Source organism: Streptomyces cyslabdanicus, assembly GCF_052663305.1.
This window is the reverse complement of sequence record NZ_JBQRUW010000025.1, coordinates 18440-34031: the sequence shown is the minus strand read 5'-3', so window position 1 is coordinate 34031 and position 15592 is coordinate 18440. Positions and strand designations below refer to the sequence as shown.

16 protein-coding genes are annotated in these 15592 nt (G+C 70.5%); 6 read left to right on the top strand and 10 right to left on the bottom strand.

The window, feature by feature from the left end:
* Positions 1–249 precede the first annotated feature (249 nt).
* From ACTYVM_RS16750 to cseC, 4 genes are all read left to right on the top strand, one after another.
* Positions 250–789: a SigE family RNA polymerase sigma factor gene (locus ACTYVM_RS16750; protein ID WP_445526637.1), complete on the top strand. Its 540-nt coding sequence runs from the start codon at positions 250–252 to the stop codon at positions 787–789.
* Entirely contained in the window at positions 777–1442 is a 666-nt protein-coding gene (locus tag ACTYVM_RS16745) for a hypothetical protein (RefSeq protein WP_445526636.1), read from the top strand. Before ACTYVM_RS16750 ends, ACTYVM_RS16745 begins: the two co-directional genes overlap by 13 nt.
* Positions 1443–1625: 183 nt before the next feature.
* Complete coding sequence (gene cseB, locus ACTYVM_RS16740; RefSeq protein ID WP_445526635.1) at positions 1626–2327, top strand: two-component system response regulator CseB; 702 nt, start codon at positions 1626–1628, stop codon at positions 2325–2327.
* Positions 2328–2338: 11 nt separating this feature from the next.
* Complete coding sequence (gene cseC / locus ACTYVM_RS16735) at positions 2339–3688, top strand: two-component system sensor histidine kinase CseC (RefSeq protein WP_445526634.1); 1350 nt, start codon at positions 2339–2341, stop codon at positions 3686–3688.
* A gap of 175 nt (positions 3689–3863) precedes the next feature.
* On the opposite strand, the gene ACTYVM_RS16730 is transcribed toward cseC, so the two are convergent.
* Positions 3864–5426: an MDR family MFS transporter gene (locus ACTYVM_RS16730; protein WP_445526633.1), complete on the bottom strand. Its 1563-nt coding sequence runs from the start codon at positions 5424–5426 to the stop codon at positions 3864–3866.
* A gap of 150 nt (positions 5427–5576) precedes the next feature.
* Between ACTYVM_RS16730 and ACTYVM_RS16725 the strand changes: the two genes are divergently transcribed.
* Positions 5577–6173, top strand: a complete 597-nt coding sequence (locus ACTYVM_RS16725) for a TetR/AcrR family transcriptional regulator (protein WP_400037267.1) — start codon at positions 5577–5579, stop codon at positions 6171–6173.
* A 59-nt stretch (positions 6174–6232) separates the two neighbouring features.
* On the opposite strand, the gene ACTYVM_RS16720 is transcribed toward ACTYVM_RS16725, so the two are convergent.
* Complete coding sequence (locus ACTYVM_RS16720; protein WP_445526632.1) at positions 6233–6811, bottom strand: M23 family metallopeptidase; 579 nt, start codon at positions 6809–6811, stop codon at positions 6233–6235.
* Positions 6812–7245: 434 nt separating this feature from the next.
* Complete coding sequence (locus ACTYVM_RS16715) at positions 7246–9771, bottom strand: ATP-dependent Clp protease ATP-binding subunit (RefSeq protein WP_445526631.1); 2526 nt, start codon at positions 9769–9771, stop codon at positions 7246–7248.
* Positions 9772–10223: 452 nt separating this feature from the next.
* Here ACTYVM_RS16715 and ACTYVM_RS16710 point away from each other — a divergent pair, with 452 nt between their 5' ends.
* On the top strand, positions 10224–10946 hold the full coding sequence (locus ACTYVM_RS16710; protein WP_445526630.1) for an SCO3374 family protein: 723 nt from the start codon (positions 10224–10226) through the stop codon (positions 10944–10946).
* Here the strand turns inward: ACTYVM_RS16710 and ACTYVM_RS16705 are convergent.
* From ACTYVM_RS16705 to nadC, 7 genes are all read right to left on the bottom strand, one after another.
* Entirely contained in the window at positions 10925–11260 is a 336-nt protein-coding gene (locus ACTYVM_RS16705; RefSeq protein WP_390833760.1) for a histone-like nucleoid-structuring protein Lsr2, read from the bottom strand. The genes ACTYVM_RS16710 and ACTYVM_RS16705 overlap by 22 nt on opposite strands.
* Positions 11261–11477: 217 nt before the next feature.
* On the bottom strand, positions 11478–12011 hold the full coding sequence (locus ACTYVM_RS16700) for an amino-acid N-acetyltransferase (RefSeq protein ID WP_400037276.1): 534 nt from the start codon (positions 12009–12011) through the stop codon (positions 11478–11480).
* A 9-nt stretch (positions 12012–12020) separates the two neighbouring features.
* Positions 12021–12473, bottom strand: a complete 453-nt coding sequence (locus ACTYVM_RS16695; RefSeq protein WP_445526659.1) for a BlaI/MecI/CopY family transcriptional regulator — start codon at positions 12471–12473, stop codon at positions 12021–12023.
* 169 nt (positions 12474–12642) lie between these two features.
* Entirely contained in the window at positions 12643–12831 is a 189-nt protein-coding gene (locus tag ACTYVM_RS16690) for a hypothetical protein (protein ID WP_445526629.1), read from the bottom strand.
* Positions 12832–12885: 54 nt separating this feature from the next.
* On the bottom strand, positions 12886–13731 hold the full coding sequence (locus ACTYVM_RS16685) for a hypothetical protein (protein WP_445526628.1): 846 nt from the start codon (positions 13729–13731) through the stop codon (positions 12886–12888).
* Positions 13732–13807: 76 nt separating this feature from the next.
* The gene (locus ACTYVM_RS16680) at positions 13808–14605 is read right to left on the bottom strand and encodes a type III pantothenate kinase (RefSeq protein ID WP_400037283.1); all 798 of its coding nucleotides are present in this window, start codon (positions 14603–14605) and stop codon (positions 13808–13810) included.
* A 5-nt stretch (positions 14606–14610) separates the two neighbouring features.
* Entirely contained in the window at positions 14611–15588 is a 978-nt protein-coding gene (nadC, locus tag ACTYVM_RS16675; RefSeq protein ID WP_445526627.1) for a carboxylating nicotinate-nucleotide diphosphorylase, read from the bottom strand.
* Between the last annotated feature and the right edge of the window lie 4 nt (positions 15589–15592).

Below are 15592 nucleotides of genomic sequence, written 5' to 3'. Positions count from 1 at the left end.
GGCCCTCCAAATCACCCTCAAAAGGGACAAATTAGGGCACTGCCTTACCCCGCTCCTACTTCCGTTACACAACCGACGTACAGCCGAGGGCTGGTCGCAGGCTGCCTCGGACAACGCCGTGACAACGCCTCCGTACCTTCAGTTGCGTGCCTGACGGGCACCGGACGGCTGCCGACCACAGCCCGTCCGCTCAGGACGTGGAGACCGGCGGCAGGCGGGTCGGGAAACGGGGATCGGAGGCGGTCGTACATGGCGCAGGGTGAGGTGCTCGAGTTCGAGGAGTACGTGCGTACCCGGCAGGACGCGCTGCTGCGCAGTGCGCGCCGGCTGGTCCCGGACCCGGTCGAAGCCCAGGACCTGCTCCAGACGGCACTCGCACGGACCTACGGGCGCTGGGAGGGCATCGCCGACAAGCGGCTCGCGGACGCCTATCTCCGCCGCGTGATGATCAATACGCGTACCGAGTGGTGGCGGGCCCGGAAGCTGGAGGAGGTCCCCACCGAGCAGCTCCCGGACGCCCGGGTCGAGGACTCCACCGAGCAGCACGCCGACCGTGCGCTCCTCATGGACATCCTGAAGGTGCTCGCGCCCAAGCAGCGCAGTGTCGTGGTGCTGCGACACTGGGAGCAGATGTCCACGGAGGAGACGGCCGCCGCCCTCGGCATGTCCGCGGGAACGGTCAAGAGCACGCTGCACCGGGCGCTCGCCCGGCTCCGCGAGGAGCTGGAGGCCCGCGACCTGGTCGCACGCGCGCTGGAGCATGAGGAGCGGGAGCGTTGCGCGGCCTGACCGGCAGGGGTACGTGTCCCGGGCCCAGCCGGGCCCGGGACACCTTCAAGGCGGCGATCACGGCGACGACCGTGCTCGCCGCCCTCGCCCTTTCGGCGTCCGCCTGCGGTACCGGGGGGACCGGCGCGCGCGACGAGGGCCCGGCCCACGCCGGCTCGGCCCCGGGCACCGTCCCGGCCCCCTCCCCCGACCCCACCGGCCGGGCCCAGCGGTTGGACCCGGTCCGGCTGATCGAGGACGACCCGCACGTCTCGGCCGCGGTCAAGCGCGGCCTCAAGCCGTGCGTGGCCGACGAGTACCCCGTCGACGTGTCGTACGGGGACCTGACCGCGGGGTCGACCGAGGACATCGTCATCAACGTGCTGACCTGCGGAGACGCCGTGGGTGTGGGGGCCTATGTGTACCGCGAGCAGGGGGGCCGGTACGAGAACGTCTTCGCGGCCGAGGAGCCCCCGGTCTACGCGGAGATCGACCGCGGCGATCTCGTGGTGACCAAGCAGGTGTACGCGCGGGGGGACCCGGTGTCGAGCCCGTCCGGCGAGGACGTGATCACGTACCGCTGGACGGCGGGCCGGTTCGTCAAGGAGTTCAGCACCCGCAACGAGTACAGCACGGCCGTCGGGGGCGGCCCGACGGCGTCCCCCGGCCGCTGACGACGGCGTGGCGGACCCCGCGGCGGCGGCCGCGCAACAATGGGCGGGGGCGCGAGACGAACGGGCACGTCCGCCGCGGGCGCGCGCGCCTGCGACCGGTTCACCATGGGACGGGGCCGACGCGCGCCCGTACGGTGGGGCGGACCGCACGACGAGAAGCACACGAGGACTGAGAGCACCCGGATGACAGAACAGACCCACGTCCTGTTCGTCGAGGACGACGACGTCATCCGCGAGGCCACACAGCTCGCCCTGGAGCGGGTCGGCTTCGCGGTCACGGCGATGCCCGACGGGCTGTCGGGCCTGGAGGCGTTCCGGGCGAGCCGGCCCGACATCGCTCTGCTGGACGTCATGGTCCCCGGCCTCGACGGGGTCAGCCTGTGCCGCCGCATCCGCGACGAGTCGACCGTTCCGGTGATCATGCTGTCCGCGCGGGCGGACTCCATCGACGTGGTGCTGGGCCTGGAGGCGGGCGCCGACGACTACGTGACCAAGCCGTTCGACGGCGCCGTCCTGGTCGCCCGCATCCGCGCGGTGCTGCGCCGCTTCGGGCACGCCGGAGGCGTCCGGGCCGACGCGGAGCGCGCCGCGGTGGACGGCGGGGTGCTGAGCTTCGGCGACCTGGAGGTCGACACCGAGGGGATGGAGGTGCGCCGGGCCGGGCAGCCGGTGGCGCTCACGCCCACGGAGATGCGGCTGCTGCTGGAGTTCTCCTCGGCTCCGGGCACGGTGCTCTCCCGGGACAAGCTCCTGGAGCGGGTGTGGGACTACGGCTGGGGCGGCGACACCCGCGTGGTCGACGTCCATGTGCAGCGGCTGCGTACGAAGATCGGCCAGGACCGCATCGAGACGGTCCGCGGCTTCGGCTACAAGCTGAAGGCCTGAGCGGGGCGGTCATGCCGGGGATCTCACGGCGCCTGCTCCCCGAGCGCCTGGGGCGCGCGGACATCCGTACGGGGCTGAGGTGGAAGCTCAGCGCGGCCATCGCGCTGGTCGGCGCGCTGGTGGCGGTCGCGCTCAGTCTGGTCGTGCACAACGCCGCCCGGGTGTCGATGCTGGACAGCGCGCGCGACCTGGCGGACGAGCGGGTCCAGATCGCCCAGCGCAACTTCGAGCTGTCGGGGCGGCCGAACTTCCCCGGCATCCGGATCGACGATCCGGAACTGCCCTCCGAGCTGCGGGAGAAGGTCGAGCAGGGGCGGCGGGCGACCTACGTCGCCGACCACACCGGCAAGCTGCCCGACATCTGGGCGGCGGTACCGGTCAAGGACGGCCACGTGCTGTCCCTGCACACGCACTTCACCGACCGCAGCACGAACATCCTCAACGACCTCGACCAGGCCTTGGTCATCGGCTCCATCACGGTCGTCCTCGGCGGCAGCGCGCTGGGGGTGCTCATAGGGGGCCAGCTCTCGCGCCGGCTGCGCAAGGCGGCGACCGCGGCCAACCAGGTCGCCAAGGGCGAGACGGACGTACGGGTCCAGGACGCCATCGGAGGCGTCGTACGCGACGAGACCGACGACCTCGCGCGCGCGGTGGACGCGATGACGGACGCCCTCCAGCAGCGTCTGGAGGCCGAACGCCGGGTCACGGCGGACATCGCGCACGAGCTGCGCACTCCGGTGACCGGGCTGCTGACGGCGGCCGAGCTGCTGCCGCCCGGCCGGCCGACGGAGCTGGTCCTGGACCGCGCGAAGGCCATGCGCACGCTGGTGGAGGACGTGCTGGAGGTCGCCCGGCTCGACGGCGCCTCGGAGCGGGCCGAACTCCAGGACATCGTGCTGGGCGAGTTCGTCACCCGGCGGGTGGCCGCGAAGGACCCGGACATCGAGGTCCGCGTGGTGCACGAGTCGGAGGTCACCACCGATCCGCGGCGTCTGGAGCGGGTGCTGTTCAACCTGCTCGCCAACGCCGCACGGCACGGCAGGCCGCCGATCGAGGTGACCGTCGAGGGCCGGGTCATCCGGGTACGCGACCACGGCCCCGGCTTCCCCGAGGACCTGCTCGCCGAGGGTCCGAGCCGGTTCCGCACCGGCAGCAGGGACCGCGCCGGGCACGGCCACGGCCTCGGCCTGACCATCGCGGCGGGTCAGGCCCGCGTCCTCGGCGCCCGTCTGACCTTCCGCAACGTCCGCCCCGCGGGTGCCCCGAAGCACATCCCGGCCGAGGGCGCCGTCGCCGTCCTGTGGCTCCCCGAACACGCCCCGACGAACACGGGCAGCCATCCCCTGCTGCCGGGGCAGTGACGCGGCGGCAGAGCGGGCGGACGGCGGGGCGGCAGGCATGCCGAGGGCCCGTGGAAGTCCGCTCCCGGCGGATCTCCACGGGCCCTCGCTCACGTTCGGCCCGGGCGGTCGGACGGTCCGCGCCGTGCGACCGCGGCTCGGACGGTCAGGCGGCCTCCGCCACGTCCTGACGTGCCTACGCCTCGCCCGCGCCGGACCGGTCCTTCGCGGCCGGTCCCGCTCCCCTCAGCGGAACCTCCTTGACGAACACCGCCGCGACCAGCGCGACCACCGCCACCACGGCGCCCAGCAGGAACGCCGAGTGCGTGCCGGCGGACACCGCGTGCTGGTAGGCCTCGCGGGCCTGGGCCGGAAGCTTGGCGAGGCTCGCCGCGTCCAGCTGCGCGGACTGCTCGGTGATCCCGCGGCCCAGGGCGCCGGCGCGCTCGGCCATCACGTGCTGGACGCGGTTGTTGAACAGCGCGCCCATGATCGCGACGCCGAAGGAGGAGCCGAGCGTACGGAAGAGGGTGGTGGACGAGGACGCCACGCCCATGTCCTTCAGCTCCACGCTGTTCTGCGCGACCAGCATGGTGATCTGCATCAGGCAGCCCATGCCCGCGCCCAGGACGGCCATGTAGAGGCCGGAGGTGAGGCGGGTGGTGCCGGTGTCCAGGAGGGACAGCAGGTACAGCCCGGTGATCATCAGGACGCTGCCGACGACCGGGAAGACCTTGTAGCGGCCGCTGCTGGTGGTGACCCGGCCCGCGACCAGCGACACGACCATCATGGCGGCCAGCATCGGCAGGAGCAGCAGACCGGAGTTGGTCGCCGAGGCGCCCTGCACCGACTGCTGGTAGAGGGGCAGGAACAGCACCGCGCCGAACATCACGAAACCGGTGATGAAGCCGATCAGCGACATCAGGCTGAAGTTGCGGCTGCGGAAGATGTGCAGCGGCACGATCGGCTCGGCGGCCTTGCCCTGCCAGAGCACGAACCCGACGAGCGCGACGACGCCGATCGCGATGAGCTCCATGATCCGCGCCGAGGCCCAGGCGTACTCCGAGCCGCCCCAGGTGGTGACGAGCACGATGGAGCTGATGCCGACGGTCAGCAGCACGGCGCCCAGGTAGTCGATCCGCGCCTCGGAGCGCTTCTTCGGCAGGTGCAGCACGGCGCTGATCGCGACGAGTGCCACCGCGCCGAGCGGGAGGTTGATGTAGAAGGACCAGCGCCAGCCCCAGTTGTCGGTGATCGTGCCGCCGACCAGGGGGCCGCCGATCATCGCGAGCGCCATGACGCCGGCCATCATGCCCTGGTACTTGCCGCGCTCCCGCGGCGGTATCAGGTCGCCGATGATGGCCATCACACCGACCATCAGGCCGCCCGCGCCGAGGCCCTGGATGGCGCGGAAGCCGATCAGCTCGCCCATGTTCTGGGCCATGCCGCTCAGCGCGGACCCGAGCAGGAAGATGACGATCGAGGTCATGAAGGCGCCCTTGCGCCCGTACATGTCGCCGAGCTTGCCCCACAGCGGCGTGGACGCCGCGGTCGCGAGGGTGTAGCCGGTGACCACCCAGGACAGGTGCTGAAGACCGCCGAGCTCACCGACGATCGTCGGCATCGCGGTGCCCACGATCATGTTGTCGAGCATCGCGAGCATCATCGCGATCATGAGAGCGAGCAGGACGACCCGCACGCTCCTGGGTTGTTTGCCTGCCTGCGCCGCTTCCGGCTCGGCTTTCGCGGTCAACGCCATCCGTCCCGCTCCCCCAGTCGACTGGTACTTACTTGCCGCCCGGCAAGTTGGCTACACTCTGGAAAGTAGACCCCCAACTAGCCGGTCGTCAAGTAAGTTTTGCCGACCCACCGGCAGGCAAGGTGTCCAGGGAGCTCGAGGAGTACGAGGATGGACGTCACGATGGACGGCACGAGGCAGCAGCGCCGCGGGAACACCCGCCAGCGCATCCAGGACGTGGCACTCGAACTCTTCGCCGAGCAGGGCTACGAGAAGACCTCCCTGCGCGAGATCGCCGAGCGCCTCGACGTCACCAAGGCGGCCCTGTACTACCACTTCAAGACGAAGGAAGAGATCCTCGTCAGCCTCTTCGAGAGCCTCACACGGCCGATGGAGGACCTGATCGAGTGGGGCCGGAGCCAGCCGCACACGCTGGAGACCAAACAGGAGATCGTCCGCCGTTACGACCAGGCGCTCGCCGACGCGGCGCCGCTGTTCCGCTTCATGCAGGAGAACCAGGCGACCGTGCGGGAGCTGCGCATCGGGGACACCTTCAAGGACCGGATGCGCGGCCTGCGGGACATCATCATCGACCCGGGCGCGAGCCTGGTCGACCAGGTCCGCTGCGTCAGCGCCATCTTCACGCTGCACGCCGGGATGTTCGTCATGCAGGACCTCGAAGGCGACCCCGCGGAGCGGCGCAAGGCCGTCCTCGAGGTCGCCGTCGATCTGGTGACCCAGGCGCACCGGGGCGCGCACGCGCCCTGACACGCCATGGCCGCCCGCTGTCGTTCAGCGGGCGGCGGCATGGTGCGGCGTCGGGCCGGTCAGACGGACACGCCGTGCGAGCGCAGGTAGGCCAGCGGGTTGACCGCGGATCCGTAGTTCGGGGTGGTGCGGATCTCGAAGTGCAGGTGCGGGCCGGTGGAGTTGCCGGTGCTGCCGGACAGGGCTATGTGCTGACCGGCGGCGACGATCTGGCCGATGCGCACGTCGACACGGGAGAGGTGGGCGTACTGGGAGTACGTCCCGTTGGCGTGCTTGATGACGACGGCGTTGCCGTAGGCGGGGCCGTCGCCGGCGCCGTTGGGGCCGGCCTTGACGACGGTGCCGCCGTGCACGGCGACGACCTTGGTGCCGGTCGGCACGGCGAAGTCCTGGCCGCTGTGCTTGTGCACCCAGTGACCGCCGGCCTGGTTGAAGCCGGCGCTGAGCGCGAACTGCTTCACCGGCGCCGTCCAGGCGGCGGCCGACTGCGTGACGCCGGCGGTGGGGGCCGCCGTGGTCGCGGCGGACGCTACTCCCGCACCCATCGCGACCGAGACCCCCAGACCGGCGGCCAGGACGGCGGCGCGGGTACGGAGCTTGGTCGCACGGGCGGAACGGGACGTGGCGCGCTGGAACATCGAAACCTCTGGGGGTGGGGGGCAGGGAAGCCACCCGGACGCATGTGCCTTCGCCGGGCGGGCCATCCCTTGGTAACCCGACCGGTCACCGACGCCCAAACACCCCCACTACGACGGAAAGTAGTAAGAGCGGGTGGTGTCGTACGCCTCTTGACGTCTCCCTCATTCAGAACAAATGCCCTGAAGAGACCCCTTTCCGGACCATTCAACTGTCCCGAATATCCGCTTTTTCACCCCCTGTCCCCCACTAAGCGTCGTAGTACGCGTCGGAGTACCTGTGTGCCTTGTCACCGGAGAGCGGGGGTGGGCGCCGTTTCCGCGTGACGGGGGCCATGTGGCCCGCCTCTCACCGGGCGGCCGTATCGAACCGCGCACACACACGCGAGAGGGGCCGGTGCCCGAAGGCGCCGGCCCCTCTCGGTTGCCGCTGAGGCTTACGCCTCCTTGCTCAGGTTCGGTCCGGATCCACCGGCCGCCTGCTCGATCGGCGGGACGTCCGGCAGCGCGGACTTCTCCTCACCGCGGAAGGTGAAGGTCTGGGACTCGCCCTCGCCCTCGGTGTCCACGACCACGATGTGACCGGGGCGCAGCTCGCCGAAGAGGATCTTCTCCGAGAGCGTGTCCTCGACCTCGCGCTGGATGGTCCGGCGCAGCGGCCGGGCGCCCAGAACGGGGTCGTAGCCCTTCTTGGACAGCAGCTCCTTGGCGGACTGGGAGAGCTCGATGCCCATGTCCCGGTCCTTCAGGCGCTCGTCCACCTTGCCGATCATCAGGTCGACGATCCGCAGGATGTCGGCCGGCGTCAGCTGCGGGAAGACCACCACGTCGTCGACGCGGTTGAGGAACTCGGGCCGGAAGTGCTGCTTGAGCTCGTCCGACACCTTGTTCTTCATGCGCTCGTAGTTGGTCTTCGTGTCGCCCGAGGCGGCGAAGCCCAGGTTGAAGCCCTTGGAGATGTCCCGGGTGCCGAGGTTGGTCGTCATGATGATGACCGTGTTCTTGAAGTCCACGACCCGGCCCTGGGAGTCGGTCAGGCGACCGTCCTCCAGGATCTGCAGCAGCGAGTTGAAGATGTCCGGGTGGGCCTTCTCGACCTCGTCGAACAGGACGACCGAGAACGGCTTGCGGCGCACCTTCTCGGTGAGCTGGCCGCCCTCCTCGTAGCCCACGTAGCCGGGGGGCGAACCGAAGAGGCGGGAGACCGTGTGCTTCTCGCTGAACTCCGACATGTCGAGGGAGATCAGCGCGTCCTCGTCGCCGAAGAGGAACTCGGCGAGCGCCTTGGACAGCTCGGTCTTACCGACACCGGACGGGCCGGCGAAGATGAACGAGCCACCCGGACGCTTCGGGTCCTTCAGACCGGCGCGCGTACGGCGGATCGCCTTGGAGAGCGCCTTGACGGCGTCCACCTGGCCGATGACCCGCTTGTGGAGCTCGTCCTCCATGCGGAGCAGGCGGCTGGACTCCTCCTCGGTCAGCTTGAAGACCGGGATGCCGGTGGCCGTGGCGAGGACCTCGGCGATCAGCTCGCCGTCGACCTCGGCGACGACGTCCATGTCGCCGGCCTTCCACTCCTTCTCGCGCTTGGCCTTGGCGGCCAGGAGCTGCTTCTCCTTGTCGCGCAGGGAGGCGGCCTTCTCAAAGTCCTGCGAGTCGATCGCGGACTCCTTGTCCCGGCGGACGGCGGCGATCTTCTCGTCGAACTCGCGCAGGTCCGGCGGCGCGGTCATCCGGCGGATGCGCATCCGGGAGCCGGCCTCGTCGATCAGGTCGATCGCCTTGTCCGGCAGGAAGCGGTCCGAGATGTACCGGTCGGCCAGGGTGGCGGCCTGGACCAGCGCCTCGTCGGTGATGGAGACGCGGTGGTGCGCCTCGTACCGGTCGCGCAGGCCCTTGAGGATCTCGATCGTGTGCGGCAGGGACGGCTCGGCGACCTGGATGGGCTGGAAGCGGCGCTCCAGGGCCGCGTCCTTCTCCAGGTGCTTGCGGTACTCGTCCAGGGTGGTGGCACCGATGGTCTGCAGCTCGCCGCGGGCCAGCATCGGCTTGAGGATGCTCGCCGCGTCGATGGCGCCCTCGGCGGCACCCGCACCGACCAGCGTGTGCAGCTCGTCGATGAACAGGATGATGTCGCCGCGGGTGCGGATCTCCTTGAGCACCTTCTTCAGGCGCTCCTCGAAGTCACCGCGGTAGCGGGAGCCGGCGACCAGGGCACCGAGGTCCAGGGTGTAGAGGTGCTTGTCCTTGAGGGTCTCGGGCACCTCGCCCTTGACGATGGCCTGGGCGAGGCCCTCGACGACGGCGGTCTTGCCGACGCCGGGCTCACCGATCAGCACCGGGTTGTTCTTGGTACGGCGGGACAGCACCTGCATGACCCGCTCGATCTCCTTCTCGCGCCCGATGACCGGGTCGAGCTTGGACTCGCGAGCGGCCTGGGTGAGGTTCCGGCCGAACTGGTCGAGGACCAGGGACGTCGAGGGCGTGCCCTCGGCAGGGCCGCCGGCGGTGGCGGTCTCCTTGCCCTGGTAACCGGAGAGCAGCTGGATCACCTGCTGCCGCACCCGGTTGAGGTCGGCGCCCAGCTTGACCAGGACCTGGGCGGCGACGCCCTCGCCCTCACGGATCAGGCCGAGCAGGATGTGCTCCGTGCCGATGTAGTTGTGGCCCAGCTGGAGGGCTTCCCGGAGCGACAGCTCCAGGACCTTCTTGGCACGGGGGGTGAAGGGAATGTGGCCGGAGGGGGCCTGCTGGCCCTGGCCGATGATCTCCTCCACCTGCTGGCGGACCGCCTCGAGCGAAATCCCGAGGCTCTCAAGGGCCTTGGCGGCGACACCCTCACCCTCGTGGATCAGGCCCAGGAGGATGTGCTCAGTGCCGATGTAGTTGTGGTTGAGCATCCGGGCTTCTTCCTGAGCCAGGACGACAACCCGCCGCGCGCGGTCGGTGAACCTCTCGAACATCGTTAATCGCTCCTCAGAGCGGTCAGGCAGTGGGGGGAACTTCCCCTCCCTGTCCTTCCGCAGCTTAGTCCCGCAAGCGGGGACCGCTCATTCCAACTGCCGACACCGGACCGAGAACCAACGCTGCCTCCTGACCCTGAACGCCGACATCTGCTCCAACCTGATGGTGCGAGACGATGTTCCCGCAGGCCAGGCAGTTACCCCAGTCGCCAGTACGCCGATGGCGAACGTGAGACTCCTCTGCCCGGGTGCCGCCTGCGTGTCGCCCCCTCCCACTAGGCATGTCTTACCCGCACCGACTGACATTGCATGCCGGGTGCCCGGGTTCCCTCAGCTATGGGCGAACAACCTCGCGCCCTTTCCGAACCCCGCGAACCCCTCTCGCCCGGCACACTTCGCGCACCCATTGATACCGAGCGTAACTCCGACGGGTTTCGGGCGGTTTCTCAGGCATGGTCGGCAGTCCTTCCACGGTCCCCGTTCCGGTCCCCTCTCCCCGTGCTCCCCGTTCTCCCCGTTCTCCCCATTCCCCCCTGTCCCCGCGTCGACCGCCGGAGTCCGGCGACGCGGCGCGGCACCGGCGGCTTTGGCGGCACTGGTACGAGAACGAGCTGGGCTGGGCCACGGCGCCCGGGGCGCCGGTCCGACTTGTCGTGGGCCGCCGTTTCGACGTCCTGGACGTGCCCGCCGAGGCCGGACGTGGGGCGCTGCGCCATCTGGGGCCCGGCTCTCCGGTGGCCGTGCGGGGGGACCGGATGCGGCTGCTGGTCGCCGCGGGCAGCGCGGAGGAGCTGCCGGGGCTGCTGGAGTGGCTGGAGTGGGGCCCGTCGGCGCTGGACCTGGACGTGGTGGCGCTGGGCGCGGGCGCGCTGATGGACGCTCCGCCGCCCCCGGGCGCCGGTCCGCTCGGGCCGCGGCCGCTCAACCCCGGCCGCTCCGGTTCACAGGGGGCCGCCGTGTGGCTGCGGCCCCCCGGGGCTGGGCGCGAGGTCGAGGCCTCGCTGCCGACACTGTCGGCCGTGGGGGGTGGTGGGGGCACCCCCGATCTCGTACGCCTGGTGGACACGGTGGCGACACACGTCCACCGGATCCGGCTGCGGCGCGCGTGCGCCCAGCCGTTCCCGTTCCGCGAGGGGCTGACACAGGCCCCTGATCAGCCGTTGGCCTTCTCGTAGGCCTCGCGAATGGACGCGGGGACCCGGCCGCGGTCGTTGACCTCGTAGCCGTTCTCCTTCGCCCAGGCGCGGATCTGCGCGGTGTCCTGACCGCCGCCGGAAGCGGCGCGCGCCTTTCCGCGTCCGCCCGAAGCGCGGCCCCCGGTGCGCCGGCCGCTCTTGACGTACGGCTCGAGAAGGCCACGAAGCTTGTCCGCATTGGCGGTGGTGAGATCGATCTCGTAGGTCTTGCCGTCCAGCGCGAACGTCACGGTCTCGTCCGCCTCGCCGCCGTCGAGGTCGTCGACAAGAAGGACCTGAACCTTCTGTGCCACCGGATTTCCTTTCATCGATAACGTGAGGATCGGGGATGGTCGGTGTCCGCCGATTCGCCGTCCCCTGTTATATGCAGTGCAGCAGTACATCGGAAAGCAAACCGCTTTTGCGGGAAAAACACAAACCCCTGGGAGAGACCGGGCACTCACTCCGTCCGGAAACATGCGCGTTTCGGACATAGGGAACGCGGGCACGCCGGGCCGGGCGGAATGTGGATCACAGATGCAGAAGCATCCGGCTGTTGCCCAGGGTGTTCGGTTTCACTCGTTCGAGACCGAGGAACTCCGCGACGCCCTCGTCATAGGAACGCAGTAGCTCCGCGTACACATCGGCGTCGACGGGCGTCTCACCGATCTCCACGAAGCCGTGCCTGGTGAAGAAGTCCACTTCGAAGGTCAGACAGAATACGCGGCGAACACCGAGCCTGCGTGCCGTCTCGAGCAACTTCTCCAGCAGCCGATGTCCGACCCCGGCGCCCTTCAGGCCCGGCTTCACCGCGAGAGTGCGCACTTCCGCCAGGTCTTCCCACATCACGTGCAGTGCGCCGCAGCCGACGACCTCGGCGTTGTCGTCCCGTTCGGCGACCCAGAACTCCTGGATGTCCTCGTAAAGCGTCACCGTCGCTTTGTCGAGCAGGATGCGCCCGCGAACGTAGGCGTCCAGCAGTCGACGCACTGCGGGGACATCGCCGGTCCGGGCCCGTCGGACAGTGATGGCTTTTGCGGTCTCTTCGGGACGTTCTACGGACATGAGCGGACGCTATCGCCCGCGGCTGTCCCGTGCCGAGCCGGGGTTCTCGTCACGGGTTTCCGGAGCTCGGGCGGTATCGGGAGCGCGGGCGGTTTCCGGGACTTCGGCGGCGCCGGTTCCCCGGAGGGCGCCTTCGGCGGTGCCTTCGACGATGCGTACGGCATCCCGCAGGGCCTGCCGCTGTTCGTCACTCATCATCCCGAAGAAGGCGACCAGGGCGGCGGCGGCGTTGTCGCTCTGCGACCAGGCCTCGTTCATCAGTGCGGCGGCGTAGGCGGCGCGGGTGGAGACGGCCTCATATCGATAGGCCCGGCCCTCGGCTTCGCGGCGCACCCAGCCCTTGTGATGGAGATTGTCCAAAACGGTCATCACCGTGGTGTACGCGATGGACCGCTCCCGCTGAAGATCTTCCAGGACTTCCCGAACGGTCACCGGGCGGTTCCACTTCCACACCCGCGTCATGACCGCGTCTTCGAGTTCTCCCAGGGGCCGAGGCACAACTCAGCACCCTAGTGGGAGATCCCGGCAATGGCGTGCCGAACATACGCTTTCGGCTCAAACACGAACGAAAAGGGCGTACGGCCTTGCGATGAGGGTGTCCTCACGCGGGGGCCGTACGCCGTCGGCCGTGTCAGGCGTCGGTGGACGCGCCCGCCCCGGAGGCCTGGGGGCCGCTCTGCGCACGCGCGAGGGCGGCGTCCACGGCGGCGTCCTCCTTGGCCTTGGCGGCCCCGCCCTGGGTCTTCACGATCACCCTGACCAGAGCGATGAAGAACGCGGCCATGACGATCGGGGGAACAAGTGCGGAGACGTAGTCCATGGATCCAGAGTAGCCATGGCGGCGGGACAAACAGGGGCGGGGTGGCCCGGAGCGTCACACCGCCGCGAGGCGCTGCTGCGGCTTTCCGGAGGGCGGGCCCGGCTTGCGCCGCGGAAAGACCTCGCCCGGCGTGGGCACGGGCCGCCGGGCGGGCTTCGGCGCGGGCGCCGCCCCGGGTCGCGCGGGGGCGGGCCGCTCCCCCGGCTTCACGGCGGGCTTCGGGGCGGGCTTCCCGTCCCCACCTTCCCCGGCTTCCCCGGCTTCTCCGCCTTCCTGGCCTTCCTGGCCTCCCTGGCCTTCCTGCTGCCGCCCCTCCCGGTCGACCGGCGGCCCTCCCGCGACCGCCCGGAGCGCGCCGCGGGAGGCCCCGACGGCCGGCGGGGCGTCTCCGGCCGGCCGGAGGAGGCCGGACGGGTGGGCGGGGTCGGTCGGGTGGGCGGGGTCGGTCGGGGCGGGCGGTTCGGCGGGGACCGGCCGGACGGCCGGGACGGGACGTGCGGAACCGGGCGCGGGAGGGGGCGCCGAGGGCGGAACGAGCGTCCGGCAGCGGCGCAGGAGGGCCGCGGCGACCGGGTCGCCGCGCAGGGCGCACAGGGCGGCCAGGTCGTCGTCCGTGGGCCGGTGGCCCGCACCCAGGCACTCGGCTAGAAGCGCGAGGTAGCCGGCGGCCGCACCGGGGAGGGCGGCGCGGTACCGGGCGAGATCGGCCACCAGGAACGCGCGCAGCCGGACACCCTCGTGCATCGCCTCGTCGAGTGACTCGGCGAGCCGGCGACAGTCCTGCACGTCTTCGGTGCTGGCGGGACGGGGCTGAAGGGCGAGGGCGAGGGCGCGGCGAAGCACGAGCAGCTCCTCCGCGCCGAACGCCATGCCGCCGCGGGTTCCGTATGGCGTAGGCATAGGCCGACGATACGCGCTAATCAGACAAATTCGACATAAGGCGCGAGTGTGGCGTGTGGGGGTGTCGCCGCCCCGCTCAGAGGCGCGACACGTTCCGCTCGTAGACCAGTCGTAGCCCGATGAGGGTCAGCCACGGCTCGTGCTCGTCGATCAGCGCGGACTCGCCGAGCACCATCGGCGCCAGCCCGCCCGTCGCGATCACCGTCACGTCGTCCGGATCCTCGGCCAGCTCCCGGGCCATCCGGCTGACCACGCCGTCGACCTGCCCGGCGAACCCGTAGATGATGCCGGCCTGCATCGCCTCGACCGTGCTCTTGCCGATCACGCTGCGCGGCCGGGCCACCTCGATCTTCCGCAGCTGCGCCGCCCTGACGCCCAGCGCCTCGACGGAGATCTCGATGCCGGGCGCGATGACCCCGCCGACGTACTCCCCGCGCGCGCTGACCGCGTCGAAGGTCGTCGCCGTACCGAAGTCGACGACGATCGCCGGGCCGCCGTACAGCTCGTTCGCCGCCACCGCGTTGATGATGCGGTCGGCGCCGACCTCCTTGGGGTTGTCGAAGAGGATCGGCACGCCCGTCTTGACGCCGGGTTCGACGAGCACGGCGGGCACGTCGCCGTAGTGCCGGCGCGTCACCTCGCGCAGCTCCTGGAGCACCGACGGCACGGTCGCGCAGATCGCGATGCCGTCGATGCCCTCGCCCAGCTCGTCGCCGAGCAGCGGGTGCATGCCCATCAGGCCCTGGAGCAGCACCGCCAGCTCGTCTGCCGTGCGGCGCGCGTCGGTGGAGATGCGCCAGTGCTCGACGATGTCCTCCCCGTCGAACAGGCCCAGTACGGTGTGCGTGTTGCCGACGTCGATCGTCAGAAGCATGGCCGTCACTCCGCCTCGCGCAGGTCCAGGCCGATGTCCAGGATCGGCGAGGAGTGGGTCAGGGCCCCGACGGCCAGGAAGTCGACACCGGTCTCGGCGTACGCCCTGGCGTTCCCCAGGGTCAGCCGGCCCGACGCCTCCAGCTGCGCCCGGCCGCCGACGAGGGCCACCGCCTCCTCGCACTCGCCGGGCGTGAAGTTGTCCAGCAGGATCAGATCGGCGCCGGCGTCCACGACCTCGCGCAGCTGGTGCAGGGTGTCGACCTCGACCTCGATCGGCACGTCCGGGAAGGTCTCCCGTACGGCCTTGAAGGCCTGCCCCACACCGCCGGCCGCGACCACGTGGTTGTCCTTGACCAGGGCCGCGTCCGACAGCGACATGCGGTGGTTCACACCGCCGCCGCAGCGGACGGCGAACTTCTCCAGCGACCTGAGGCCCGGCGTGGTCTTGCGCGTGTCGCGCACGCGCCCCTTGGTGCCCTCCAGGGCGTCCGCCCAGGCGCGCGTGGCGGTCGCGATGCCGGACAGGCGGCACAGCAGGTTGAGCGCGCTGCGCTCGCCGGTCAGCAGGTCACGCGTGCGCGTGGTGACCGACAGCAGCTTCTGCCCGGCCTCGACGCGGTCGCCGTCCTCGACGTGCCGCTCGACCTCGAACTCGTCCGCGCAGACCACCGAGAGCACCGCCTCGGCGACCCTGAGGCCGGCCACCACGCCCGCCTCGCGCGCGGTGAAGTCACCCGTGGCCACGGCGTCCTCGGGGATGGTCGCGACCGTCGTCACGTCTACGCCGTGGTCCAGGTCCTCCTGGATGGCGAGGTTCGCGATGTCCTCGACCTCGAGGGGATCGAGTCCGGCGTCGGCCAGGAGCTGGGCGAGCGCGGGGTCGAGCCCGCACTCCAGGTACTCCTCGTCGGTGTCCGCGCCGCAGGCACAGCCGTCGCCGCAGCCGCCGTTCGAGGCGAGGGGAAGGTTTTCGCTGCTCACTTGT

Excerpts from the sequence above, each read along its gene's own strand:
- ACTYVM_RS16750 (WP_445526637.1), top strand. The coding sequence starts at position 250 with ATGGCGCAGGGTGAGGTGCTCGAGTTCGAGGAGTACGTGCGTACCCGG.
- cseB (WP_445526635.1), top strand. The coding sequence starts at position 1,626 with ATGACAGAACAGACCCACGTCCTGTTCGTCGAGGACGACGACGTCATC.
- cseC (WP_445526634.1), top strand. The coding sequence starts at position 2,339 with ATGCCGGGGATCTCACGGCGCCTGCTCCCCGAGCGCCTGGGGCGCGCG.
- ACTYVM_RS16730 (WP_445526633.1), bottom strand. The coding sequence starts at position 5,426 with ATGGCGTTGACCGCGAAAGCCGAGCCGGAAGCGGCGCAGGCAGGCAAA.
- ACTYVM_RS16725 (WP_400037267.1), top strand. The coding sequence starts at position 5,577 with ATGGACGTCACGATGGACGGCACGAGGCAGCAGCGCCGCGGGAACACC.
- ACTYVM_RS16720 (WP_445526632.1), bottom strand. The coding sequence starts at position 6,811 with ATGTTCCAGCGCGCCACGTCCCGTTCCGCCCGTGCGACCAAGCTCCGT.
- ACTYVM_RS16715 (WP_445526631.1), bottom strand. The coding sequence starts at position 9,771 with ATGTTCGAGAGGTTCACCGACCGCGCGCGGCGGGTTGTCGTCCTGGCT.
- ACTYVM_RS16710 (WP_445526630.1), top strand. The coding sequence starts at position 10,224 with ATGGTCGGCAGTCCTTCCACGGTCCCCGTTCCGGTCCCCTCTCCCCGT.
- ACTYVM_RS16700 (WP_400037276.1), bottom strand. The coding sequence starts at position 12,011 with ATGTCCGTAGAACGTCCCGAAGAGACCGCAAAAGCCATCACTGTCCGA.
- ACTYVM_RS16695 (WP_445526659.1), bottom strand. The coding sequence starts at position 12,473 with ATGACGCGGGTGTGGAAGTGGAACCGCCCGGTGACCGTTCGGGAAGTC.
- ACTYVM_RS16690 (WP_445526629.1), bottom strand. The coding sequence starts at position 12,831 with ATGGACTACGTCTCCGCACTTGTTCCCCCGATCGTCATGGCCGCGTTC.
- ACTYVM_RS16685 (WP_445526628.1), bottom strand. The coding sequence starts at position 13,731 with ATGCCTACGCCATACGGAACCCGCGGCGGCATGGCGTTCGGCGCGGAG.
- ACTYVM_RS16680 (WP_400037283.1), bottom strand. The coding sequence starts at position 14,605 with ATGCTTCTGACGATCGACGTCGGCAACACGCACACCGTACTGGGCCTG.